The 23,198-nt window shown below is 72.3% G+C and carries 18 protein-coding genes, 2 tRNA genes and 1 pseudogene; 18 read left to right on the top strand and 3 right to left on the bottom strand.

What is annotated here, in order from left to right; translation table 11 throughout:
- The first annotated feature begins 127 nt into the window (after window positions 1-127).
- The 7 genes from RZ84_RS39670 to RZ84_RS11985 all read left to right on the top strand — a co-directional run bounded on the left by RZ84_RS39670 (window position 128) and on the right by RZ84_RS11985 (window position 4,546).
- On the top strand, window positions 128-280 hold the full coding sequence (locus tag RZ84_RS39670) for a hypothetical protein (RefSeq protein ID WP_198539974.1): 153 nt from the start codon (window positions 128-130) through the stop codon (window positions 278-280).
- A gap of 145 nt (window positions 281-425) precedes the next feature.
- Window positions 426-587 carry a hypothetical protein gene (locus RZ84_RS39665; protein ID WP_043264310.1) on the top strand — a complete coding sequence of 54 codons (162 nt, stop codon included), beginning with the start codon at window positions 426-428 and terminating at the stop codon, window positions 585-587.
- Window positions 588-639: 52 nt separating this feature from the next.
- Window positions 640-1,251 (top strand): nicotinate-nucleotide adenylyltransferase, encoded by a 612-nt coding sequence (gene nadD, locus RZ84_RS12005; RefSeq protein ID WP_052229894.1) that lies wholly within the window; start codon window positions 640-642, stop codon window positions 1,249-1,251.
- 23 nt (window positions 1,252-1,274) lie between these two features.
- Window positions 1,275-3,092, top strand: a complete 1,818-nt coding sequence (locus RZ84_RS12000; protein ID WP_043264308.1) for an LCP family protein — start codon at window positions 1,275-1,277, stop codon at window positions 3,090-3,092.
- A gap of 184 nt (window positions 3,093-3,276) precedes the next feature.
- Entirely contained in the window at window positions 3,277-3,711 is a 435-nt protein-coding gene (rsfS, locus tag RZ84_RS11995; RefSeq protein ID WP_043264307.1) for a ribosome silencing factor, read from the top strand.
- The gene (locus RZ84_RS11990) at window positions 3,708-4,361 is read left to right on the top strand and encodes a histidine phosphatase family protein (RefSeq protein ID WP_043269705.1); all 654 of its coding nucleotides are present in this window, start codon (window positions 3,708-3,710) and stop codon (window positions 4,359-4,361) included. Before rsfS ends, RZ84_RS11990 begins: the two co-directional genes overlap by 4 nt.
- A gap of 112 nt (window positions 4,362-4,473) precedes the next feature.
- Window positions 4,474-4,546: transfer RNA gene (locus RZ84_RS11985), tRNA-Ala, on the top strand.
- A 118-nt stretch (window positions 4,547-4,664) separates the two neighbouring features.
- Here RZ84_RS11985 and RZ84_RS11980 read toward each other — a convergent pair.
- Entirely contained in the window at window positions 4,665-5,639 is a 975-nt protein-coding gene (locus tag RZ84_RS11980) for a helix-turn-helix transcriptional regulator (protein WP_043269703.1), read from the bottom strand.
- Between the two features lie 111 nt (window positions 5,640-5,750).
- Here RZ84_RS11980 and RZ84_RS11975 point away from each other — a divergent pair, with 111 nt between their 5' ends.
- The 3 genes from RZ84_RS11975 to RZ84_RS11965 are packed head-to-tail and all read left to right on the top strand — an operon-like array spanning window position 5,751 to window position 7,802.
- Window positions 5,751-7,262, top strand: a complete 1,512-nt coding sequence (locus RZ84_RS11975) for an MFS transporter (protein ID WP_078893707.1) — start codon at window positions 5,751-5,753, stop codon at window positions 7,260-7,262.
- Window positions 7,263-7,319: 57 nt separating this feature from the next.
- Entirely contained in the window at window positions 7,320-7,565 is a 246-nt protein-coding gene (locus tag RZ84_RS11970; RefSeq protein WP_043264306.1) for a hypothetical protein, read from the top strand.
- 3 nt (window positions 7,566-7,568) lie between these two features.
- Window positions 7,569-7,802, top strand: a complete 234-nt coding sequence (locus RZ84_RS11965; protein ID WP_004571982.1) for a hypothetical protein — start codon at window positions 7,569-7,571, stop codon at window positions 7,800-7,802.
- Window positions 7,803-8,168: 366 nt separating this feature from the next.
- Here the strand turns inward: RZ84_RS11965 and RZ84_RS11960 are convergent, their stop codons facing one another.
- Window positions 8,169-9,581 carry a glycosyltransferase 87 family protein gene (locus tag RZ84_RS11960; RefSeq protein WP_078893706.1) on the bottom strand — a complete coding sequence of 471 codons (1,413 nt, stop codon included), beginning with the start codon at window positions 9,579-9,581 and terminating at the stop codon, window positions 8,169-8,171.
- 214 nt (window positions 9,582-9,795) lie between these two features.
- Here RZ84_RS11960 and RZ84_RS11955 point away from each other — a divergent pair.
- The 5 genes from RZ84_RS11955 (at window position 9,796) to RZ84_RS11935 (ending at window position 17,785) form a co-directional block, all read left to right on the top strand.
- Window positions 9,796-9,868 (top strand) — tRNA-Ala (locus RZ84_RS11955).
- Between the two features lie 351 nt (window positions 9,869-10,219).
- Window positions 10,220-12,178, top strand: a complete 1,959-nt coding sequence (locus RZ84_RS11950) for a S53 family peptidase (RefSeq protein WP_043264305.1) — start codon at window positions 10,220-10,222, stop codon at window positions 12,176-12,178.
- Window positions 12,179-12,502: 324 nt separating this feature from the next.
- A complete protein-coding gene (locus tag RZ84_RS11945; RefSeq protein WP_043264304.1) occupies window positions 12,503-15,427 on the top strand; it encodes a leucine--tRNA ligase in 2,925 nt (974 codons plus the stop codon).
- A 195-nt stretch (window positions 15,428-15,622) separates the two neighbouring features.
- The gene (locus RZ84_RS11940; RefSeq protein WP_043264303.1) at window positions 15,623-16,441 is read left to right on the top strand and encodes a hypothetical protein; all 819 of its coding nucleotides are present in this window, start codon (window positions 15,623-15,625) and stop codon (window positions 16,439-16,441) included.
- A gap of 498 nt (window positions 16,442-16,939) precedes the next feature.
- Window positions 16,940-17,785, top strand: a complete 846-nt coding sequence (locus tag RZ84_RS11935) for a DegV family protein (RefSeq protein ID WP_043264302.1) — start codon at window positions 16,940-16,942, stop codon at window positions 17,783-17,785.
- Between the two features lie 72 nt (window positions 17,786-17,857).
- On the opposite strand, the gene RZ84_RS40960 is transcribed toward RZ84_RS11935, so the two are convergent.
- Window positions 17,858-18,118 carry a hypothetical protein gene (locus RZ84_RS40960; protein WP_241777669.1) on the bottom strand — a complete coding sequence of 87 codons (261 nt, stop codon included), beginning with the start codon at window positions 18,116-18,118 and terminating at the stop codon, window positions 17,858-17,860.
- A gap of 328 nt (window positions 18,119-18,446) precedes the next feature.
- Here RZ84_RS40960 and RZ84_RS40955 point away from each other — a divergent pair, with 328 nt between their 5' ends.
- The 3 genes and pseudogenes from RZ84_RS40955 (at window position 18,447) to RZ84_RS38060 (ending at window position 23,114) form a co-directional block, all read left to right on the top strand.
- The gene (locus tag RZ84_RS40955) at window positions 18,447-19,199 is read left to right on the top strand and encodes a ComEA family DNA-binding protein (RefSeq protein ID WP_241777668.1); all 753 of its coding nucleotides are present in this window, start codon (window positions 18,447-18,449) and stop codon (window positions 19,197-19,199) included.
- Window positions 19,196-22,006, top strand: a pseudogene (locus RZ84_RS11925) (ComEC/Rec2 family competence protein); the annotation flags it as partial. The gene RZ84_RS40955 and the pseudogene RZ84_RS11925, both read left to right, overlap by 4 nt.
- A 313-nt stretch (window positions 22,007-22,319) precedes the next feature.
- Entirely contained in the window at window positions 22,320-23,114 is a 795-nt protein-coding gene (locus RZ84_RS38060) for an arylamine N-acetyltransferase family protein (protein WP_043264301.1), read from the top strand.
- Window positions 23,115-23,198: the final 84 nt, after the last annotated feature.

Genomic DNA, 23,198 nt, shown 5'->3' with positions numbered 1-23,198 from the left:
GGCCTCCCCCTGTTCGACTGCGTGGTTTCAGCGTAGAGGACGCCACCGACAGCGGAATGGATGCTCGGGCGTACGCTGGCGAGCGCACCACCGACCGACCAGGCCGCCACACGAGGGAGCCACCGCCATGCCGCATCCGACCCTGCTGCTCGCCGCCGCCGAGGAGACCTCCAGGGGGGACGGCCCCGGCTGGCTGCTGCGTACCGTGATCATCGTCGGCGTCGTGGGCGCCGCGCTGCTCGCGTGGATCCTGCTGCGCGGCTACGGCAACCAGGACTGAGGACGGGCCGCGGGCACCCCTCGGGACCAGCGCGGACGCCGCCCGGGAGGCTTCGGGCGGAGTCGGCGTGAGCCCCCGGTGACGCGACGCTTACGATGTGGCGGAAGCCTCTGTCCGAAACCCGCCCGGATTGGTCCTGCCAACGATGAGTCTGCACCCTGCCGCACAGTCCCTGGTCACCCTCGCCGAAGGCGGGATGAAGGGTGGCAACCACGACAGCCTCAACCCGTTCATCACCGGTGGTGGCGCCCTTTTCATCCTGCTTCTCCTGCTCTGGATCACCACCCGTTTCAACCGCGACCACTGAGCCCGAACACCCGGCCCCCGGCAACGCGTCCCGCCAAGTAGGGTCTGCACGCATGGGAGAGCACACAGGACCCGTGAAGCGGCGACTCGGAGTGATGGGCGGCACGTTCGACCCGATCCATCACGGACACCTGGTCGCCGCAAGCGAGGTGGCCAGCCAGTTCCACCTCGACGAGGTCATCTTTGTGCCCACGGGGCAGCCGTGGCAGAAGAGCCACAAGAAGGTGTCCCCGGCCGAGGACCGGTACCTGATGACGGTCATCGCGACCGCGTCGAATCCGCAGTTCTCCGTCAGCCGCATCGACATCGACCGCGGCGGCAGGACGTACACGATAGACACGCTGCGCGATCTGCGCGCGGAACATCAGGACGCGGACCTGTTCTTCATCACCGGTGCGGACGCACTCAGCCAGATCCTGACCTGGCACGACGCGGCGGAGCTGGTCTCGCTCGCCCACTTCATCGGGGTGACCCGGCCCGGCCACGTCCTCGCGGACCCCGGGCTGCCCGAGGGGGCGGTCTCCCTCGTCGAGGTGCCCGCGCTGGCCATCTCCTCGACCGACTGCCGGGCGCGCGTCGCCCAGGGGGAACCGGTCTGGTACCTGGTACCGGACGGTGTGGTGCGCTATATCGACAAAAAGCAGCTGTACCGCGACGACCGCTGACGGGGTGACGGAAAGGGGCACCGGTGACTGACCGACACGATCCGTACGGTCCGCAGGACCCGTATGCCCACGACCCGTATGCCCAGGGGCAGGGTCGGGGACAGCAGAGCCACGGCTACCACGGCTACGACGCCTACGGCCGGCCGGTGCACCAGGAGGCGCCGCAGCAGTCGTACGAGCAGCAGCACTACGACCCCTACGGGCAGCCGGCCCAGCAGACCGCGCAGCCGGTCCAGGACGGCTACGACCCCTACGGCGCGCAGCCCGGCCAGGGCGGGCAGCCGTACCAGGCGCAGCCGGAGTACGGCTACGGCGCCTACGGCGGCGGGCAGGTGCAGCAGCAGCCCGGCTACCCGCAGCAGTACGACCCGTACGCCCAGCCGCAGCACCAGCCCCACCAGGGCGAGTGGATCCCGCAGCAGGCGCCGCAGCCGGCCTACGAGCAGCTCCACGAGCACGTCCATGAGCAGATCCCCGAGCAGTTCTCCTATGGGGAGCGGCATGCCGGGGCGCCGCAGCGGCGCCCGGAGGAGCCGACCGCACCGGCCGGCACCGAGAAGGCCGAGCGCGCCGGCGCGGAGGCCACGGCGCCCGAATACCGCACCGAGCAGTTCTCGTTCATCGAGGAGCCGGACGAGGACTCCGAAGACGTCATCGACTGGCTGAAGTTCACCGAGAGCCGCACCGAGCGGCGCGAGGAGGCCAAACGGCGCGGGCGCAGCCGGATCGTCGTGCTGTCGGTCGTGCTGGCCCTCCTCGTGGCCGGCGGGGTCGGCTACCTGTGGTGGGCCGGCAAGCTGCCGGCGCTCTCCGGCGCGGGCGGCGGCGCCGCGGCGGCCGGCGCGCAGAAGCGGGACGTCCTCGTCGTGAACCTGCGGGACTCCAAGACCGGCAACAGCTCCACGGCCCTCCTCGTGGACAACGCGACCACCCACAAGGGCACCACCCTCCTGCTGCCCAACAACCTCATCGTCACCAAGGACGACGGCACGACCACCACCCTCGGCAAGTCCGTCAAGGACGAGGGCACCGACCCGACCCGGGAGTCCCTCAACAACCTCCTCGGCGCCGACCTCAAGGCCAGCTGGCGGCTGGACACCCCCTACCTGGAGAACCTGGTCGAGACGGTCGGCGGCATCACCCTCGACACCGACACCGCCGTACCGGGCGCCAAGAAGGACGACCCCCCGGTGGTCAAGCAGGGCTCCGCCCAGACCCTCAACGGGCAGGCGGCCGTCGCCTACGCCACCTACCAGGGGCCGGGGGAGAGCGAGACCAAGCAGCTGGCGCGGTTCGGGCAGGTCATGCAGGCCACCCTCAAGAAGGTCTCCAGCGACGCGGACGGCGCCACCGCCACCGTGAAGACGCTCCTCCAGGTGCTCGACCCGCCGCTCACCGAGGCCCAGCTGGGCAGCTCGCTGGCGCAGCGGGCCGAGCTGGCGAAGACCGGCGCCTACACCACCACGATGCTGCCCGTGCAGGCCGACGGGACGCTCAGCCCGTCCGCGGCGGCCGGCGTCGTCAAGGACGTCCTGGGCAGCACGGTCAAGAAGACCGCCGCCGGTACCACCCCCCGGGTCGCGGTCCGCAACGCCTCCGGTGACAAGGCCGCCACCGGCAAGGCCCAGGTCGCGCTGCTCAACGGCGGCTACACCTTCGTCGACGGCGGCAGCGACACCACGGCCGCCACCTCCCAGGTGACGTACGCGGACGCCGCCCAGAAGGCGAAGGCGGCCGAGGTCGCCAAGACGCTGGGCCTCCCGGCCGGCGCGGTCACCCAGGGCAAGGTCGCCTCGAACGCGGACATCGGCGTCGTCCTCGGCCAGGACTACAAGGGCTGACCTGGTCGAACACCGGCACCGACCGGCGGGCCCGAAAAGCCCGCCGGGAGTGTCGGTGGTCCGTGAGACCCTTGAGGGGTACCTGACCGCTGATCCGACCGACCGGCGGGCCGCGGCGCGCCCGGCTCCGCCGCGCGCCCAGTGCCCCGGCCGGAGAGGCAGCCCCCGACCCGGAAAGCCGCTTGTGACCGCCACGGACCGCTCCATCGAGCTCATCAACGCCGCCGCTCAGGCAGCGGCCGACAAGCTCGCGCACGACATCATCGCGTACGACGTCAGTGACGTCCTCTCGATCACCGACGCCTTCCTGCTGGCCTCCGCGCCCAGCGACCGCCAGGTCAAGGCGATCGTCGACGAGATCGAGGAACGACTCAACAAGGACCTCGGCGCCAAGCCGGTCCGCCGCGAGGGCGACCGGGAAGCGCGCTGGGTGCTGCTCGACTACGTCGACATCGTCATCCACGTCCAGCACAGCGAGGAGCGGGTGTACTACGCGCTCGAACGCCTGTGGAAGGACTGCCCCGAGCTCGACCTCCCCGAGGAGGCCAAGGCCACCCGTGGCAAGGCCGCCGCCCACGCCGAGGCCACCGCGGGCCACGAGGACGGAGATCTGCTCTGAACGGCACCAAGGGCGGCCGGGGCCGCCGCGTCGTCCTGTGGCGCCACGGCCAGACGGCCTGGAATCTGGAGCGCCGCTTCCAGGGCTCGACGGACATCGAGCTGACCGAGACCGGCCTCGCCCAGGCGCGGCGCTCGGCCCGGCTGCTCGCCGCCCTGAGGCCGGACGCCATCATCGCGTCCGATCTGCGCCGGGCCGCGGCGACCGCCCGCGAGCTGGCCGACCTGACCCGTCTCGACGTGACGCACGACCCGGCGCTGCGGGAGACCTTCGCGGGCTCGTGGCAGGGCCTGACGCACGACGAGATCCTGGCGCGGTTCGGCGAGGAGTACACCGCCTGGAAGCGCGGTGAGCCGGTGCGTCGCGGTGGCGGCGAACTGGAGACCGAGGTCGCCGACCGGGCCGCCCCCGTGGTGCTCAACCACGCCGACAAGCTGCCCGAGGACGGCACCCTGGTCGTCGTCAGCCACGGCGGCACGATCCGCACCACCATCGGGCGGATGCTCGGCCTGGACTCCCACCACTGGGAGAGCCTGGGCGGTCTGTCGAACTGCTGCTGGTCCGTCCTGGGCGAAGGCGCCCGCGGCTGGCGGCTGCTGGAGCACAACGCCGGCACCCTCCCGGAGCCGGTGCTCGGCGACGACGCCTGAGCCCCCGGAGCGGGGGCGGCCGACCGGATTTCACATCTGGGCAGGTCGCAGGCTAAAGTTCTTCTTGTTCGCGGCGCCGCCGGGGGAAACCCGGAGGGGCGGAACAAGACCCGGGGCTATAGCTCAGTTGGTAGAGCGCCTGCATGGCATGCAGGAGGTCAGGAGTTCAATTCTCCTTAGCTCCACAACCCGGAAGATCCCGTCTCCACCAGGAGGCGGGATCTTTGCGTGACGGCTCCCGGCGCGGCACGGCTGCGCGCATCGGGCCGCCCGCCCCGGAGTTGGCGCACACCGCCGCTCGGATCAGCGGTCGGGCCGCCCCGCTGCCCTCTCCTTCCCCCTACCGCTCTCCCGCTCCCGCTCCCACTTCCGCTCCAGCTCTGCGCGGACCTCGGAGGCGGGCCGCGAATGCGCCGGGCAGCCGAGGAGCGGGTCATGGGCCGTGCGCAGCACCGCCGTCAGCCTGCGGCTCTCCTCGTCGGCCGGGGTGTAGACCACGATCCGCGTCTCGGGGACCGCGCCCACCACCAGCGACGTCGATATCAGCCGCACCTCGCCGACCGAGGCGTGCTGGATCACCTTCAAGTGATTGCCGTGCGGCGCGACATCCCCGCTCGCCCACAGACGCGCGAACTCCTCACTGGCCCCCGACAGCCGGGCGATCAGCGTCTCCCACGCGGGCTCCCCGACATGGCGCCCGTACGCGCCCCGGAGTCGGGCTACCAGGGCCGGGAACTCCTCGTCACGGTTGCGGATCGTGCAGCAGCAGGGCGGCATCGCGAACAGCTGCCAGAGCACATTGCGAGCCGGGCCGCGGGCGAGCGCGATGGCCGGGAAGACGCCCTGATAGGCGGAGTTGGCCGCCAGGACGTCGTAGCGGGAGTTGTAGACCACCGCCGGCAGCGGCACCAGGGCGTCGATGATGCCGCGCACCTCCGGGCCGACCGACTGCGCGTCCGCCTCCCTGGTGGGCGCGTACGGCACCTCCGCCAGGTGGTAGAGATGCTCGCGCTCGGCGTCGTCCAGGCGGAGCGTGCGGGCGACGGCGTCCAGCACCTGGCCGCTGGCGTTGATCGGGCGGCCCTGTTCGAGCCACGTGTACCACGTCACACCGACTCCGGAGAGCTGGGCGACCTCCTCGCGGCGCAGACCGGGCGTCCGCCGCCGCAGCCCTGCCGGCATGCCGACGTCCTGCGGCGTCACCCGGGCGCGCCGGCTGCGCAGGAACGCCGCCAGCTCGGGCCGTCGGCGCGGTTCCGATCGCCGGGCCGTCGTCATGCTGCTCACACCCCCATCGTCGCGGCGGGCAGGGGTGCCTGCCAGGTGCTGCCGGTACCAGCATCGGCGGGCACTCGTTACCCGTATCCGTCCGCCTCCAGGCTCTCCGGCATGAGAGACCACACCACCGGAAAGACCACGGGCACGCTCACCTCAGGGGCACCGCCGGCACCCGCCGGCGCCCCGTCAACTCCACCTGCCATTAAACGCGGTGGCACTGACAACGGCGTCGCGGACGGCCGGGCGAAGGACTCGGGGCGGCTGCTGGCGATCGTGCTCGCCGGGCAGTTCATGGCGGTGCTCGACGCCTTCGTCGTCAATGTCGCCGCCCCGTCGATCGGCGGCGACCTGCGCGCCTCGGGCGCCGCGCTGCAACTGGTGATCGGCGGCTACACCGTGGCGTACGCGGTGCTGCTGATCACCGGGGCGCGGATCGGTGAACTGCTGGGCCCGCGGCGGACGTTCCTGGCCGGGCTCGCGGTGTTCACCGGGGCCTCGCTGGCCTGCGGGCTGGCCGCGGACACCGGGCAGCTGATCGGCTTCCGTGCCGTCCAGGGGGCCGGCGCCGCGGTGATGATCCCGCAGGTCCTGGGGATCGTCCAGCGGACGTTCACGGGAGCGGCGCGGACCCGGGCCATCGGGGCGTACACCGCGGTGATGGCCGTCGGAGCGGTCACCGGGCAGGTCGCCGGCGGGGTGCTGGTCGGCGCGGACCTCTTCGGCGCGGGCTGGCGGCCGGTGTTCCTGGTGAACGTGCCGATCGGGGTGCTGCTGCTGGTGGCCGGGCCGCGGCTGATCCCGGGGGACCGGCCGTCCGCGGCGGCGCGCGGGCTGGACCTGCCCGGACTGGTCCTGCTCGCCGGGGCGTTGACCCTGCTGACGGTGCCGCTGGTGCTCGGCCGGGAGGCCGGCTGGCCGCAGTGGTCGTGGTGGTCGCTGGGCGCCGGCGGGCTGCTGCTGGCGGCGTTCGCGGCGTACGAGGCGGCGCGGGCGCGGCGCGGTGGGGCGCCGCTGATCGCGCCGCGGGTGATCGGTGCGCCGGGTATGCCCCGGAAGGTGGTGCGGATCGCCGTGGTCATGGCCGTCAACGCGGGCTATATGTTCGTGCTGACGCTGCACTTCCAGAACGCGCTCCACTACAGCCCGCTGCGCACCGGGCTGACCTTCGTCCCGACGGCCCTGGCCTACGGGGCGGTGGGGCTGTGGTGGCGGCTGCTGCCGCGGTGGCTGCATCCGGTGCTGGTTCCGGGCGGTTTCGTGCTGTTGTGCGCGGCGCTGCTGGGGGCCGGACTGGCCCTCAGGGGCGGAGGTGACGGGGGCGCGTGGGCGTTTCTCGCGTATGCCGGGGTCGGCGTGGGGCTGGGCTTCGCCCACAGCCCCAATCTGGCCGCCGCGTTGGCGTCCGTACGCCGGGAGCACGCGGCGGATGCGAGCGGGCTGGTGGTGACCGTCAACCAGGTCGGGCTGCTGCTGGGGACGTCGCTTTTCGGGGCGCTCTACCTGAATCGGCTGGCGGCGGAGGGGGCGGACGGTGCGGCGCGGGCACTGTGGGTGAGTGTCCTGGCGCTGGCCGGCGCGGCGGCGTTCGGCTGGGTGGCCGGGGTGGCGGGACGGCGGTCCTGACCCGGTGGGCGGTCCGTGGCAGAATCGGACGGCGCCGCCAGGGGAGGAGAGAACGCGATGCCTACGAGCATCCTTGAGGAGGTCAACGACCTCCTCGAAGTGGCCGAGGCGCAGGGTTATGACTGGCTGCCGGAATACGCGCTCCGCTTCACCTGCCCTGTCGACGGTCCGGTTTCCGTGTGCGGTGGTGAGGGTTCCGCTCTCCAGTGCCCCTCGTGCGGTTCCTCTCACGTTGCCCAGGTGCTGGGCGACAACGGGGGGATTTCCTTCGTCTGTACGGCCTGCGGCCACAGTTGGAGCTGATGGATGGGCGCCCACAGCAGAAAATGCGACTGGTGCGGCAGCGGCACGCCGATCGTCCGCGACATGGAACCGGTCAACGCCGACTACCAGTACTGGTGCGAGGAATGCGCCCGCGCCCTGGTCATAAAGGGCGACCCCATCGAGACCTACCGGGAGCTCGACGGGGAGCCGATCTACGGCCGGCTGCTGGACGAGCACTGCACGCTGAAACGGTTCTATTCGTTCGCCACGGCGTGAGTTGGGCCCTGGGCCCGGCGGCCGTGCATTCCTGTCACACGGTCATTTCCGAGCGGTGTCGGGCATCGGTGAACGGTTCCGATCGTCTTCGGTAAGCCGGAACTCCCGTGGAAAGGCCGCGCGTTCCCGCAGTACGAGCCGCCGCCGGAATCGGCCGCGGCGGCACGGATCAGCGCGACGGGTGGCGGTTATGACGGGGGCGGTTATGACGGACAGGGGAGAGCGGGCAGCGTGGCGGTGTGCGGTTCGCCTTACGGGCGGTCACACGGTGGGTCGCAAGGGCCGCGCGCGACAGAACGGTAAGGCCCATGGGGTCATCGGGGGCGGGAAGGACCGCCGGCCAATTACCGGGCGGCCGCGGTGGCTTCAGATATCGCCGGCGACCGGGGTCTGACGGGGGGCGGTGCCGCTGCCGCCGGCGATGCCACCTTCCTCGCCGGCACTGGTGGTGTCCATGCCGGCGCCGTCGGCACCGCTACGGGCGTCGCACCGGGTGAGCCGCCGCAGCCGGACCGCGGCCAGTGTCAGCAGGGTCACCCCGGCGAGCGGATAGACGGCGGAGAGCAGCATCTGGCCGCCGTTCTGGTGCAGTTCCGCGTGCTGGTGCCAGCGGTGCGGCACCCACCACAGCGCGAACGAGCAGAACATCAGCCCCATCACCGCGGTCACCGCCCACCAGCGGCGCGCGGCGGTGCCGGTGTGCTCAAGGGCCTCGGAGCCGAGCAGGATCAGCATCGGGACGCCCCACACCCAGTGGTGGGACCAGGAGATCGGGCTGACCAGCAGGGCGGTCGCGGCGCAGCTGAGGGTCGCCCAGGAGCGCCGGCCGCGCAGCAGCGACCCGGCGGCCAGGGCCAGCCCGGCCGTCGCGGTCAGGGCGGCCAGGACGAACCAGGCGGTGCCCGGGGTGTCGGTGTGCAGCAGCCGGGCCAGGGCGCCGCGCAGCGACTGGTTCGCGGTGATCTCCACCTCACCGACCCGGTCGGCGGCGAACACGATCTGCGTCCAGAAGCGGTGCGAGTCGCGCGGCAGCGCGATCGCGGAGAGGAGGGCGGTGGCACAGAACGTCCCGGTGGCGACCGCGGCCTGGCGCAGCCAGGGGTTCCAGGCGGCGCGCGGGCCCGCGCCGGAGCGGAGCATCCGGACCGCGCGGACCGCACCGGCCAGGGCGAGGAAGACGGCGAAGAGCGCCGGGGTCAGCTTGATGCCGGCCGCGATCCCGATGCCTATGCCGGCCCAGCGGTTGCCGTCCCGGCGCGTCAGGTCCCACAGCACCATGACGGCCAGCAGCAGGTTGATCTGGCCGTAGCGCAGCGTCGTCCAGACCGGCTCGCACCACACCAGCAGCGCGGAGAGCGCCAGCGTGGCGGCGGGCCGGGGCAGCCGCCGGGGCCGTCCGACCAGGCGCAGCGAGAGGTGGACGACGGTGATGAGCAGGACGAGGTTGCCGGCGGTGGCGAGGGTGCGCATCGTCCCGACGCCGAAGAAGGTGAGCGGGATGAACAGCAGCGCGGCGAAGGGCGGATAGGTGTTGGGCAGATGCGCGGAGGTGGCCACCATGTCGTAGAGGTCCGCGCCGTTGCGGGCGGTCCAGCCCTCGGCGCGGTAGACCATGAGGTCGATCATCGACACCTGCGCCAGCCGCTGGACGACCCAGAAGGCGGCGAAGGAGACCAGGCAGGCCAGCGCCGCCGCGAGGGTCGGGTGGCGGCGGACGGCGCCCACGACGGGGCGCGGACCGCGGGGGTCGGTGGGCGCTTCCAGCTCCGGCGCGGTCACGGTGTACGGGCTCCCTGGACGAATCGGGCACGGCTCGCCGACAGTACCTCGCGCCCGGTCGGGGGCACTCGGGGGCGCTGCGGCCCGAAGGGCCTCGTCCAGGGGCGGTGGTCGGGTGACCGGTGGGCGATTTGGCAGAAGGCGGGGAGGTCCGTGTAATGTAGGCGATGCCGCAGCGGGGAGCCGGAAGGAGAACCGCAGCGGAACAAGACCTGGGGCTATAGCTCAGTTGGTAGAGCGCCTGCATGGCATGCAGGAGGTCAGGAGTTCAATTCTCCTTAGCTCCACAGAAGACAGAGCGGGTCGTCCGACGCGGACGGCCCGCTCTGTTGCGCGTTTCCCGAAGGCGGCGCCCAGGACCGGTACGTTCCTCCGGGGTTGCGCTGATATCCGGTCAATGATGCGTCCGCCAGGGCCGGTTGGATGTCCTCTCAGCGGTCGGCCCCTACCCGGTCATTACCGTTCCTTGGTCTCTTCTTGGTGTTCGCATATCCCTGACATGAACGGTTCACCGAAAGAGTGGCGAATCGCGTGAGCGTCACATCCAACGCATTCACCGCTCGTGGGGTGTCGCGCACCGGCGCACCGGCGCAGCGCGTCACCACGCAGCGCACCGCATCGCCACAGCAGGGGGTTACATGAGAGCAAGACGTACCAGATCGCCGCGTGCTCGTGCCGGTCTGGCCTGGGTAGCGGCACTGCCGCTGGTCGCCGGAACGCTGGCGCTGAGCGCGCCGGCCGCCGACGCCGCAGGCCACGACGGGGGCCGGCACGCGCTGCGGGGCACCAAGCCGAAGTGGGCCACCGCACAGGCCGACCAGGGCGCCACCGCCGACTCCACTGCCGTCACCGCCCGGGTCTATCTGGCCGGCCGCGACGCCAAGGGCCTCGCGGCGTACGCCAAGGCCGTGTCGGACCCGCACTCCGCCGCGTACGGGAAGTACCTGAGCCCCGCCCAGGTGCGTGCCCGCTACGGCGCCACGAAGGACCAGATAGCCAGGGTGACCGCCTGGCTGAAAAAGTCCGGCCTGACGGTCACCGGAACCACCAACCGCTTTGTCACGGTCAAGGGCGACGCGGCTGCCGCCGAGCGGGCCTTCGCGACCGACCTGCACAACTACCGCAAGAACGGCCACACTTACCACGCGCCATCGGCCACCGCCTCCGCACCCGGCTCGGTGTCCGACGCGGTCCTGACGGTCACCGGCCTGGACAACGCGCCGCGGTTCGCCAAGCACCACTCCGCCCAGCTGCCGCCGCCCTCCCCGGTCTTCCGCAACGCCGGGCCGTTCTCCACGTACTACGGCTCCCGGACGAACACCGCCCTGCCGTCGGCCTACGGGGGCCAGGCGCCGTACGCGATCAAGGGCTACACCGGCAAGCAGCTGCGCGCCGCCTACGGGGCGAAGAACTGGACCGGTAAGGGCGTCACCGTCGCGATCACCGACGCGTACGCCTCGCCGACCATCGCCAAGGACGCGGACACCTACGCGCACCGCAACGGCGACCCCCGTTACCGCAAGGGCCAGCTGTCGCAGGTGCTGCCCAAGGACTACACGCACATCGCGGACTGCGGTGCGGCCGGCTGGTACGGCGAGGAGACCCTCGACGTCGAGGCCGTCCACGCGGTCGCCCCGGCCTCCGACATCGTCTACGTGGGCTCCGCCTCCTGCCAGGACGACGATCTGCTGGACTCGCTCGGCAAGGTCGTCGACGGCCACCTCGCCGACATCGTCTCCAACTCCTGGGGCGACGTCGAGGCGAACGAGACCCCGGACGTGGCCGCCGCCTACGACCAGATCTTCCAGCAGGGCGCGGTGCAGGGCATCGGCTTCTACTTCTCCTCCGGTGACGACGGCGACGAGCTCGCCAAGACCGGCTCCAAGCAGGTGGGCACCCCGGCGAACTCCGCGTGGGCGACCGCGGTCGGCGGCACCTCCCTGGCCGTCGGCAAGGGCAACACGTACCAGTGGGAGACCGGCTGGGGCACCCAGAAAGCGGTGCTCTCCAAGGACGGCAGCGACTGGACCGACTTCCCCGGCACCTTCAACGGCGGCGCGGGCGGCGGCACCAGCAAGAGCGTGGCGCAGCCCTTCTACCAGCGCGGTGTCGTCCCGGACGAGCTGTCGAAGGCCAACGGCGGCAGTGCGATGCGGACCGTTCCGGACATCGCGGCCGTCGCGGACCCCAACACCGGCTTCCTGGTCGGCCAGACCCAGACCCTGCCCAACGGCAAGCTCGGCTATGACGAGTACCGCATCGGCGGCACCTCCCTGGCGGCGCCGGTGATCGCGGGCGTCCAGGCGCTGGCGCAGCAGGCCCGGCACGGCGTCGCCATCGGCTTCGCCAACCCCGCCATCTACCAGCGCTACGGCACCGCCGCGTACCACGACGTCACCGACCACCCCCTGGGTGCCGGGCGTGGCCTGGCGGTCGTCCGTGTCGACTACGTCAACGGGGCGGACGCCGCCAAGGGCACCACGACATCGCTGCGCACCCTGGGCGCGGACAGCTCCCTGCACGCGACCGTCGGTTACGACGACGTCACCGGCGTCGGCTCGCCGGGCGCCGGATACGTGAACTCCTACCGCCCCTGATGCCGGGGGCCCGCACCACCGCTCCGCGTGATCCGTGACCTCCGTGGCACGGCGGTGGCGGAGCGTGGCGCGACGGGCGCGGGGCCCGCGCCGGGGAAACCCGGGCGCGGGCCCCGTTGCCCCTGCGGTACCCTGGCGCCATGTGTGCCGTACGCCTTCTGCTTAGCGGGCCGCGCTGACTCAGTCCCGACCGGGCCATCTGCTGTGGCCGCCCGGATCGGCATCGGCGCGGCGTCCCCTCCTGTGTGAGGGGCGTTTTTGTTTCGGCAGGAACCGTGTCCGCAGCAGCCGCAGGCAGAGACGACCGATGGAGCTTTGAGGACGATGAGCGAGACGACTTCCTCCCCCGCTGCCGAAAGCGCGGGCGGTACCCCCACCGAGGTGGCAGCGCCGCACCGCTACACGGCCGCGCTGGCCGCCGACATCGAGGCACGCTGGCAGGACTTCTGGGAGGCCGAAGGCACCTACGAGGCCCCGAACCCGAACGGCGACCTGGCCGGCGACGCCGAGCTGGTGGCCCGCCCCAAGAAGTTCATCATGGACATGTTCCCGTACCCCTCGGGTGCGGGGCTGCACGTCGGCCACCCCCTGGGCTTCATCGCCACCGACGTCTACGCCCGCCACCAGCGCATGACGGGCCACAACGTCCTGCACACCCTGGGCTTCGACGCGTTCGGGCTGCCGGCCGAGCAGTACGCCGTCCAGACCGGCACCCACCCCCGGGTCTCCACCGAGGCCAACATCGTCAACATGCGGCGCCAGCTGCGCCGGCTGGGCCTGGGCCACGACCGGCGCCGCTCGATCGAGACGATCGACCCGGCGTACTACAAGTGGACCCAGTGGATCTTCCTGCAGATCTTCAACTCCTGGTACGACCCCGACGCGGACGCGGCCCGCCCGATCGACACCCTGGTCGCCCAGTTCGAGGCCGGTACCCGGGAGACGCCCGACGGCCGCCCCTGGAGCGAACTGAGCCCGATCGAACGGGCCGACGTCCTGGGCGGGTACCGCCTGGCGTACGCCTCGGACGCGCCGGTCAACTGGTGCCCCGGACTGGGCACGGTGCTGGCCAACGAGGAGGTCACCGCCGAGGGCCGCTCCGAGCGGGGCAACTACCCGGTCTTCAAGTCCAAGCTGCGCCAGTGGAACATGCGCATCACCGCCTACGCCGACCGGCTGCTGAACGACCTGGACGCGCTGGACTGGCCGGAGGCCATCAAGCTGCAGCAGCGCAACTGGATCGGCCGCTCCGAGGGCGCCCGGGTCGACTTCCCCGTGGGCGATGACAAGATCACCGTCTTCACCACCCGCCAGGACACCCTGTTCGGCGCGACCTACATGGTGCTGGCCCCGGAGCACCCGCTGATCGCCGGCTCCGACAACGGCACCGGCTCCATCGTTCCCGACGCCTGGCCCAAGGGCACCCACGACGTGTGGACCGGCGGCCACGCCACCCCCGCCGAGGCCGTCGCCGCCTACCGCAAGCAGGCCGCCGCCAAGTCGGACGTCGAGCGGCAGGCCGAGGCCAAGGACAAGACCGGCGTCTTCACCGGCGTCCACGCCACCAACCCGGTCAGCGGCGAGCGGATCCCGGTCTTCATCGCCGACTACGTCCTGATGGGCTACGGCACCGGCGCGATCATGGCCGTCCCGGCCCACGACCCCCGCGACTTCGCCTTCGCCCGCGCCTTCGAACTGCCCATGCGCTGCGTCGTCGAGCCCACCGACGGCCGCGGCACCGACCCCGCCGCCTGGGACGACGCGTTCGCCTCGTACGACGCGAAGCTGGTCAACTCGTCCGGCGACGGCATCGCGCTGGACGGCCTGGGCGTGACCGAGGCCAAGGCGAAGATCACCGACTGGCTGACCGCCGGCGGCATCGGCGAGGGCACCGTCAACTTCCGGCTGCGCGACTGGCTGTTCAGCCGCCAGCGCTACTGGGGCGAGCCGTTCCCGATCGTCTACGACGAGGACGGCGTGGCGCACCCGCTGCCCGCCTCGATGCTGCCGCTGGAACTGCCCGAGGTCGACGACTACTCGCCGCGCACCTTCGACCCGGACGACGCCGACACCCAGCCCGAGACCCCGCTGTCCCGTAACGAGGACTGGGTCGACGTCGAGCTGGACCTGGGCGACGGCCGCGGAGTGCGGCGCTACCGCCGCGAGACCAACACCATGCCCAACTGGGCCGGTTCGTGCTGGTACGAGCTGCGCTACCTGGACCCGAACAACGACGGCGCGCTGGTCGACCCGGACGTCGAGCAGTACTGGATGGGGCCGCGCGAGGGTCGGCCGCACGGTGGTGTCGACCTGTACGTGGGCGGCGCCGAGCACGCCGTGCTGCACCTGCTGTACGCCCGCTTCTGGTCCAAGGTGCTGCACGACCTGGGGCACGTGTCCTCCGCCGAGCCGTTCCACAAGCTGTACAACCAGGGCATGATCCAGGCGTACGTCTACCGGGACACCCGCGGTATCGCCGTCCCGGCGGCCGAGGTCGAGGAGCACGACGGAGGCGTCTTCTACTACGAGGGCGGCAAGGTCTCCCGGCTGCTGGGCAAGATGGGCAAGTCCCTGAAGAACGCCGTCACACCGGACGAGATCTGCGCCGAGTACGGTGCGGACACCCTGCGCCTGTACGAGATGGCGATGGGCCCGCTGGACGTCTCCCGCCCCTGGGACACCCGCGCCGTGGTCGGCCAGTACCGCCTGCTGCAGCGGCTGTGGCGCAACGTCGTGGACGAGGCGACCGGTGCGACCACCGTCGTCGACACCGAGCCGGACGAGGCCACGCTGCGGGCCCTGCACAAGGCGATCGACGGTGTCACCCAGGACATGGCGAACCTGCGCTTCAACACCGCCATCGCCAAGATCACCGAGCTGAACAACCACCTGACGAAGGCGGGCGGCCCGGTCCCGCGCACCGTGGCGGAGCGGCTGGTGCTGCTGATCGCCCCGCTGGCCCCGCACATCGCCGAGGAACTGTGGCGCAAGCTGGGCCACACCGACTCGGTGGTGCACGCGGACTTCCCGGTGGCCGACCCGGCGTACGTGGTCGACGAGACCGTCACCTGCGTCGTCCAGGTCAAGGGCAAGGTCAAGGCCCGGCTGGAGGTCGCGCCGTCGATCTCCGACGCGGACCTGGAGGCCACCGCGCTGGCGGAGCCGGCCGTCGTCGCGGCGCTGGACGGTGCGGACATCCGCAAGGTGATCGTCCGGGCGCCGAAGCTGGTGAACATCGTTCCGGTGTAGCGGATCCGGCGGCCGACCTGCGGGAACGCCGTCCCGGACGGCCCGGTCCCGGGGCGTGCCACCGTCGATCTAGGGGCTTTCCCCTACGGGCAGGTTGGGGGTTCGTCAGGAACCCCCAACCTGCCCTGGGCGTTTACCGTGGAGGTACGGGCGCCGACGCGGAGTCGGCGCCGCCGACACCTCTGGGGAGCGTCCATGGAAGCCGTCGTCGCCGTCATCGGTCTGCTCTTCGTGCTGTTCATGGCGGCCGGCGTGTTCCTCACGGTCAAGGCGGTGCAGGCGGCCAAGCGCGGGGTGGACCGCAAGGTCGCCCAGGCCCGCAGAACGGTCGAGGACACCACCCTGCGGGCCCGGCAGTTCACCCAGCCCGGTGTGGTCGGCGAGCTGGCCCAACTGCGGCTGTCCCTGCGGACGTCCATGCGGGCCACCCAGGAGGTCCTGCGCACCGGCTCCTCGGACGACGCCTCGCTCGGCGAGGCGGTCGGCCTCTTCGAGCGGCTCAGCGCGCACGGCCACGAACTGGACGACGAACTCCGGCGACTGGAACGGGAACCCGACAAGGCCACCATCGAGGCCCGGCTCCCCGAACTCCGGGAGCGCATGGAGCGGATCACCCACTCCGCGGAGTCACTGCGCTGGGCCGCCCGCGACCGGGCCCGCAAGTTCGCCGACGACGACCTGGCGGCGCTGAGCGACCAGATCGACGTGGAGGCGGGCGCACTGCGGCACTGGACGGTGGACGCGCCGGAGAGCGATCCCGCGCGGCCGGGATCGGCGGCCGGTTCCGTACCGGGCTCCGGTGCGGGGTCCGACTCCGCCCCCGGCTCCGACTCCGCTCCCGGCTCCATATCCGGTGCGGCGTCCGGTCCGGGCGCCGGTGCGGCCGGCGGGGCCTACTCCTGGGGGCCCTCGGATGACGAGGCTCCGGCGATCACCGCTCGGGATCCGCGCACCCAGCGGTCGTATCCGTGGGAGAAGACCCAGCGGGAAGCGACCCAGCGCGAGAAGACCTGACGCGCGGAGGGAGGGGGAGACACGGGCCGCCGCCCGGCGTTCTGTCCGAGCTTCGGCGTCCGGGCCGTAGGGTTCCGGACCCTCGAGGATTCCGGACATCCGGGATTCCAGGCCCCGCGCTTTCGGGCCTTGGAGGTCTCGGGGGTTCGGAGGGCCGAGCGGCTGAGGGGCTGAGGCGCTGCGCTGCGCCAGTGCTTGTGCTCGTGCCCGTGGCTGTGCGTCTCTGTGCCTCTGTGCCTTGAGGCCCTGGCGGGACCGGACTGGACAGGGTGGGGTGGTGGGGGTGGGGTGGGTGGGCCGAGGGGAGGGGGAAGAAGAGCGCCAAGCGTTGAAAAGTGGCGGTCCCGGTACCGCCGTTCCCCCGGTCTCTTGCCCGGTGGCCGCCGGCTCGACGGCCGGTGAGCTGTGGGGTCTTGGCAGAGCCTTGGTGAAACCTGGAAGATCTTGGGGAGGGGCCCGCACTGTCGGGCGTTCGGATCCCCGGATAATCTCCCAGTCATGTCCCGCCATGTCGCGATCGTCACCGATTCCACGGCCTACTTGCCGCGGACGGCTATCGAGCGCCACCACATCACGGCCGTACCGTTGACCGTCGTCCTGGGGGACCAGGCCCTGGAGGAGGGCACCGAGATCTCCGCGAGATCCCTGGCCCAGGCGCTCCAGAAGCGCCGGCCCGTGACGACCTCGCGGCCGAGCCCCACGGTGTTTGCCGAAACCTACCGCGCGATCGCGGCGGAGGGGGCGAGCAGCATCGTTTCGCTCCATCTCTCCTCGGAGTTCTCCGGCACCTACGACGCAGCGGTGCTCGCGGCGAAGGGCGCCCCTGTGCCGGTGCGGGTGGTGGACACCGGGATGGTGGCGATGGCCCTCGGGTTCTGCGCCCTGGCCGCCGCGGAGGCGGTGGAGGGCGGCGGGGACGTGGACGACGCGGTGGCCGCGGCGGAGAAGCGCGCCGCCGGTACCTCCGCCTACTTCTACGTCGACACCCTCGACTACCTGCGGCGCGGCGGCCGGATCGGCGCGGCGCAGGCGCTGCTCGGCTCGGCGCTCGCCGTGAAGCCGATCCTCCAACTCGCCGACGGGCGGATCGAACTGCTGGAGAAGGTCCGTACGGCGTCCAAGGCCATCGCGCGGCTGGAGGAGATCGCGGCGGAGCGGGCGGGGGAGGGCCAGGTCGATATCGCCGTCCACCATCTCGCGGCGGCGGAGCGCGCGGACGCGCTGGCCCAGCGGCTGCGGGAGCGGGTGCCGGGGCTGAACGAACTCCATGTGAGCGAGGTCGGCGCGGTCATCGGCGCGCACACGGGTCCCGGGCTGCTGGGGGCTGTGGTGTCACCGAGATGAGGGCGCGGCAGGTGCCGCCGGCGTCGGCTGTGCTTGCCCGTAAGGGTGACGGAGATATCCACAACTCGCTAGTTATCCACGGTATTTGAGGCAGATCGGCGAGATGCGCGCGCGGTGCTTACCGTCGAGAGCTATGAGCACTTTCCGACCTGCGTCTCCGTCAGTTTCCTCCCCCGTTTCCTCCCCCGTCTCTTCAGCCGCTCTTCCATCCGTTTCTTCATCCGCCTCGGCATCCGCTCCTTCATCCGCTCTTTCATCCGCTTCTTCGCCCGTTCCGTCGCCGGCTGCCTTCCCTTCCGCGCTCCCCTCCTCCGTCCCCTTCTCCGTCTCCACCTCCGGTCCTTCCGCTGTTCCTCCCTCCTCCGCTCTCTCCCTCTCGGTCGTTCCGTCCATGAGAGGGCGGCGGGAGCGGGAGCGACTGAGGGAGTGGAAGCGGGAGCGCATGCGGGTACGTGCCGCCGCGATCTTCGGTGCGGAGTCGGAATCGGACGCGGAGGAGCCGGAGGCGCCGGCAGACGCGGGAGCGGACGCAGATCCGGCCGCCGGTGTCGATACGCCGGGGCCGGGTGCCGGGGTGGGGAGACCGGCCGGCGGTGGTGCCGGGGCGGAGCCGCCGCATGCCCATCGTGCGCCGCCGTCGCGTGAGCACGATCCGCCGGGTGTGCGGCGGCCGGGGTGGGTGTGGCCTGCCGTACGGGAACGGCTGCCGCTGTGGGTGCAGTCGCGGTGCGGTACGGACCCGAAGGCGCTTGCCGCGCTGGCTCTGGTGCTCGTGGTGGCGGTGGGCTTCGCCGTTCAGCACTTCTGGGCCGCGCGACCCGAGCCGGTGGGTGCTCCGACCGCCGAGCGGGCCGCGCCGCCGGCGCCCGGCCCCGGTGGCCGTTCGCCGTCCCGGCCGCCGTCGGCGGCGAACGGTGCGTCCGCCGCCTCCGTTACGGGCGGGCCGCCGGGTGCGCCAGGTCGGATGGTGGTCGTCGATGTGGTGGGAAGGGTGGGGCATCCGGGGATTCACCGGTTGCCTGCGGGATCGCGGGTGATCGATGCGCTGGATGCCGCGGGCGGGGTGCTGCACGGGGCGAGCACCCGCGGGCTGAACCGGGCGCGGCTGCTGACCGACGGTGAGCAGATCGTGGTCGGCGAGGAGGGCGGAGCCAATGCCGGCAGTGGGGCCGGTGGTGTGGGCGGTGGTGGCGCCGGGAGTGGGCCGCAGGGCGGTGCGGGCGGGCCGGTGAGTCTCGGTACGGCCACGGAGCAACAGCTCGACGCCCTTCCCGGGGTGGGGCCCGCCCTCGCCCGCCGCATCATCGAATTCCGCACCCGGCACGGCGGGTTCACCTCCGTGGACCAGCTCCGTCAGGTGCCCGGAATCGGCGATCGGCGGCTTGCCGATCTGCGACCCCTGGTGGAGCCATGACGACCACCCGCGATCGGGCTGCCGACCGCGTGGACGCCACCACTGCCCCCGTGTCCGCCGGCCGCGACTCGGCGGACGTGCCGGAGCGGCGGCACGACGGCCCGGCCGACCTCCGGCTGGTCGCACCGGCGCTGGCCGCATGGGCGGCTGCCGCGATCAGCCTCGGCGCGCCCGGCGGTGGCGTGGCCGTGGCCTGTGGAGTGGCGGTGGCACTCGCGGCCTGCGCCCTGTGGAGGGCGAAGGTCAGGGAAGGTCCGTCCGTGATGGGCGAGGACCGGACGACGCACCGCGCTGGCCCGTCTCGCGTCCGGTCTGCCGGGGCGCTCGTCGCCGTGGCGGCGGTGCTGCTGTGCGCCGCCGCGGGGGCGGCGTCCGCGGCGCTGCACATGGCGGAGGCACGGAGCGGGCCGCTGCCGGTCTGGGCACAGCGGTATGCCCGGCTCACCGTGGAGCTGGAGGTGACCGGCGACCCGCGGATGACCCGGCCCAAGGTGCGCGGGTCGCAACAGGCGCCGCCGTCCCTGGTGTTCACCGCCGATGCCGTCCGCGTCATGGCGCCGGACGGATCGGTCACCGCCGTCCGCACGCCGGTGCTCGCCGTTGTCCGGCAACACGATGCACGGAAAGGCTCGGGACCTGGTTCGGGGGACGGTTACGGGGAGGGGGCGGAGCAGGGGCCGGGGGACGGCTCGGCGGACCGGGGTACGGGTGGCCGGACGTCCGCGGGCGGCGGTTCGGCCGGTGTGCCGCACGCGCCGGGAGCGGGGGGCCGGGCGGAGGGATCCGACGGGGCGTTGCCGGCGTGGCGCGGTCTGCTGCCGTCGACGCGTATCCGGGTGGCGGCCCGTGCCGTACCGCCGCAGTCGTCGGGCGAGCAGGTCGGCGCGGTGCTGCGCATCACCGCCTACGGGCCGCCGCGCACGGTCGGCCCGCCGTCCGCCCTCCAGCGGCTGGCCGGGAAGCTGCGTGCCGGGCTCCGGGAGGCCACCGAGGGACTGCGCCCGGATGCCAGGGCGCTGCTGCCCGGCCTCGTCGTGGGCGACACCTCGCGTGTGCCGCAGGACCTCGACGACGCCTTCCGGGCCACCGATCTGACGCATCTGCTCGCCGTCTCCGGCAGCAATCTGACGATCGTGCTCACCCTGCTGATCGGCCCACCACATCTGGCGACCCGGGCCGAACGCCGCGGGCTGGCACGGCGCCTGGGGCTCTCGCTGCGCGCTACCGCCCTCGTCGGCGGCCCGCTCGCCGTGATCTTCGTGGTCGTGTGCCGCCCGGATCCGAGCGTGCTGCGGGCCGCCGCCTGCGGGCTGATCACGCTGCTGGCGATCGGCACCGGCCGCCGGCGTTCGCTGCTCCCGGCGCTGGCCGCCTCCGTCCTGCTGCTGGTCCTCTACGACCCCCGGCTCGCCCGGAGTTACGGCTTTCTGCTCTCCGTCCTGGCGACCGGCGCGCTGCTGCTGCTCGCCCCGCGGTGGAGCGCCGCCCTCGAGCGGCGCCGGGTGCCCGCCCGGGTCGCCGAGGTGATCGCCGCCGCAGCAGCCGCCCAGGTGGTCTGCTCCCCGGTGATCGTGGTCCTCGCGGCGCGGGTGGGGCTGGTGGCGGTGCCCTGCAACCTGCTCGCCGAACTGGCCGTGGCCCCCGCGACGATCCTCGGCTTCGCGGCCCTCGCCGCCGCCCCCGTCGCGCTCCCGCTCGCCCAGGGGCTGGCGTGGTGTGCGGGCTGGCCGGCCGAGTGGATCGCCGAGGTCGCGCGTACGGGAGCGGCGCTGCCGGGGGCGGAGTTCGCCTGGCCGGGTGGCTGGACGGGCGGGCTGTCGCTCGCCGCCGCCACCGTGGTGCTGCTGGTGGTCGGCCGCCGCGCGTTGCGCCGGCCCTGGCTCTGCGTGCTGTGCGCACTGGCCCTCGTCCTGGCGGTGTGCCGTCCGGCACCGCTCACCCGCATCCTGACCGGCTGGCCGCCACCGGGCTGGCGAATGGTCGCCTGCGATGTCGGACAGGGAGACGGCCTGGTGCTGGCCGCCGGGGACGGTACGGCACTCGTGGTGGACACCGGGCCCGACCCGCGCGCCATCGACCGCTGCCTGAGCCAACTCGGTGTCCGGCGCATCCCCCTCCTTGTTCTGACGCACTTTCATGCCGACCATGTGGACGGACTTCCCGGGGTGTTGCGCGGCCGTTCGGTCGGCGCGATCGAGGCCACCTCGCTCCAAGAGCCGTACGGGCAGGTCCGGTCGGTGCGCCGGGCGGCAGCGGACGCGCGGGTCCCGATGACCCTCGCCGTACCGGGGGAGCGGCGTCGCCTGGGCACCCTGACCTGGGAAGTGCTCTGGCCACCCGCGCCGTTCGCCCCGCCGTTCCCCCCGACGCCGGTCCCACCGGCGTCGGCCCCCTCACCGCCCGTGGCTCCACGGCCGGTACCCGTACTGGCACCCGCGGCATCGCGCGTCACCGGCGCCCCCGGCACCGGAGAGCTCACCGGTCCCAACGACGCCAGCGTCACCCTGCTCGTCCGTACGGGCGGCCTGACCGTGCTGCTGCTCGGTGATCTCGAACCGGCCGCCCAGCAAGCCCTGTTGGCCGCTCATCCGGAGCTGTCCGCGGTCGACGTCCTCAAGGTGGCGCACCACGGCTCCGCCTATCAGGACCCTCAGTTGATACACCGCCTGGCGCCGCGGCTGGCACTGATCTCCTGCGGTGCCGGAAACCCCTACGGGCATCCGGCGTCCCGCACGATCGCGGCCCTGCGCGCCCAGGGTGCCCGGGTGCTGCGCACCGACACCGACGGTGCCCTCGCGGTCCTGGGCACCCCCGCCAAGCTGTCCGCGGTGGTCACCGGACGCCGCTCCCGGGGCCGGACGGGCTCCACCAGGCGTCGCCGCCGCCGGGATCACCGGCCCGGGGAGGAGCCGACCGCCGACCCCGCCTCGACGCCCGATCCATCATGGGGCGGACGCATATCCGATGGAGAGGACACCTCTGATGCACGCCGACCCCATCGATCCGAGCCACGCCACTGGTCCCAGCGACCCCACCGGCCCCAGCTACCCCACGGATCCGTCGGCCGTCACCGATGTGCCCGACGGCAGGGGTGCGACAGGCGAGGCCGATGCGCCGGGTGTGTCCGGTGTCTCTCTCCGGTATCTCCGGCGGATAGGTGCCGACCGGCCCGCCGCGCCGGATGCCGAAGCGCTGCGGAGGCTGCATCTGAGCCATCTGCGGGCCGTACCGTTCGAGAACCTCTCGATCCATCTCGGCGAGGAGATCGTGCTCCAGGACGGCCCGCTGCTGGAGAAGATCGTCGGGGCGCGGCGGGGCGGGTTCTGCTACGAGCTCAACGGCGCCTTCGCGGTACTGCTCCGGGCGCTCGGCTACGAGGTCGCGCTGCTGTCGGCGCGGGTGTTCGGACCCGACGGGATCGGGATTCCTTATGACCACCTGGCGTTGCGGGTGCGGACTCCGACCGGGCCGTGGCTCGCGGATGTCGGGTTCGGCAGGCACAGCCACTATCCGCTGCGGCTGGACAGCCGGGAGGACCAGGCGGACCCCGGGGGCGTCTTCCGTATCGAGGAGACCGACGAGGGGGATCTGGACGTTCTGCGGGACGGGGTACCGCAGTACAGGGTCGAGCAACGCCCGCGGGCGCTCGGGGACTTCGAGGTCGGCTGCTGGTGGAACCGCACCTCGCCCCGGTCCCACTTCACCCGGTCGCTGGTCTGTTCGCGGCTGACCGAGACCGGCCGGGTCACGCTCTCCGGCCGTACGCTGCTGGTCACCGGGGCCGATGGCGCGCGCGAGGAACGTGAACTGGGCGCGGCCGAGGTCCTGTCCGCCTATCGCAGCCACTTCGGCATCACGCTGGACAGGGAGCCCGTGGTCACCACGTTCACCGGCAACGAGCAGAAGGAGACGTAGCGGCGGAAGGAGACGCCGAAGCGGGGGCGGCAGCGGTAAGGAGGTCGGAGGCGGGAGGCAGGAGGCTGGAGGAAGCGCGGGGAG

Source organism: Streptomyces sp. CT34 (assembly GCF_000805335.1).
Lineage (GTDB): Bacteria > Actinomycetota > Actinomycetes > Streptomycetales > Streptomycetaceae > Streptomyces.
Note: the sequence above shows the minus strand (reverse complement) of the source record. Positions and strands in the feature narration are given on the sequence as shown.

Bases quoted from the DNA above. Each gene is read 5' to 3' on its own strand.
- RZ84_RS39670 (WP_198539974.1), top strand. From the start codon at position 128: ATGCCGCATCCGACCCTGCTGCTCGCCGCCGCCGAGGAGACCTCCAGG.
- RZ84_RS39665 (WP_043264310.1), top strand. From the start codon at position 426: ATGAGTCTGCACCCTGCCGCACAGTCCCTGGTCACCCTCGCCGAAGGC.
- nadD (WP_052229894.1), top strand. From the start codon at position 640: ATGGGAGAGCACACAGGACCCGTGAAGCGGCGACTCGGAGTGATGGGC.
- RZ84_RS11980 (WP_043269703.1), bottom strand. From the start codon at position 5,639: ATGACGACGGCCCGGCGATCGGAACCGCGCCGACGGCCCGAGCTGGCG.
- RZ84_RS11975 (WP_078893707.1), top strand. From the start codon at position 5,751: ATGAGAGACCACACCACCGGAAAGACCACGGGCACGCTCACCTCAGGG.
- RZ84_RS11970 (WP_043264306.1), top strand. From the start codon at position 7,320: ATGCCTACGAGCATCCTTGAGGAGGTCAACGACCTCCTCGAAGTGGCC.
- RZ84_RS11965 (WP_004571982.1), top strand. From the start codon at position 7,569: ATGGGCGCCCACAGCAGAAAATGCGACTGGTGCGGCAGCGGCACGCCG.
- RZ84_RS11950 (WP_043264305.1), top strand. From the start codon at position 10,220: ATGAGAGCAAGACGTACCAGATCGCCGCGTGCTCGTGCCGGTCTGGCC.
- RZ84_RS11945 (WP_043264304.1), top strand. From the start codon at position 12,503: ATGAGCGAGACGACTTCCTCCCCCGCTGCCGAAAGCGCGGGCGGTACC.
- RZ84_RS11940 (WP_043264303.1), top strand. From the start codon at position 15,623: ATGGAAGCCGTCGTCGCCGTCATCGGTCTGCTCTTCGTGCTGTTCATG.
- RZ84_RS11935 (WP_043264302.1), top strand. From the start codon at position 16,940: ATGTCCCGCCATGTCGCGATCGTCACCGATTCCACGGCCTACTTGCCG.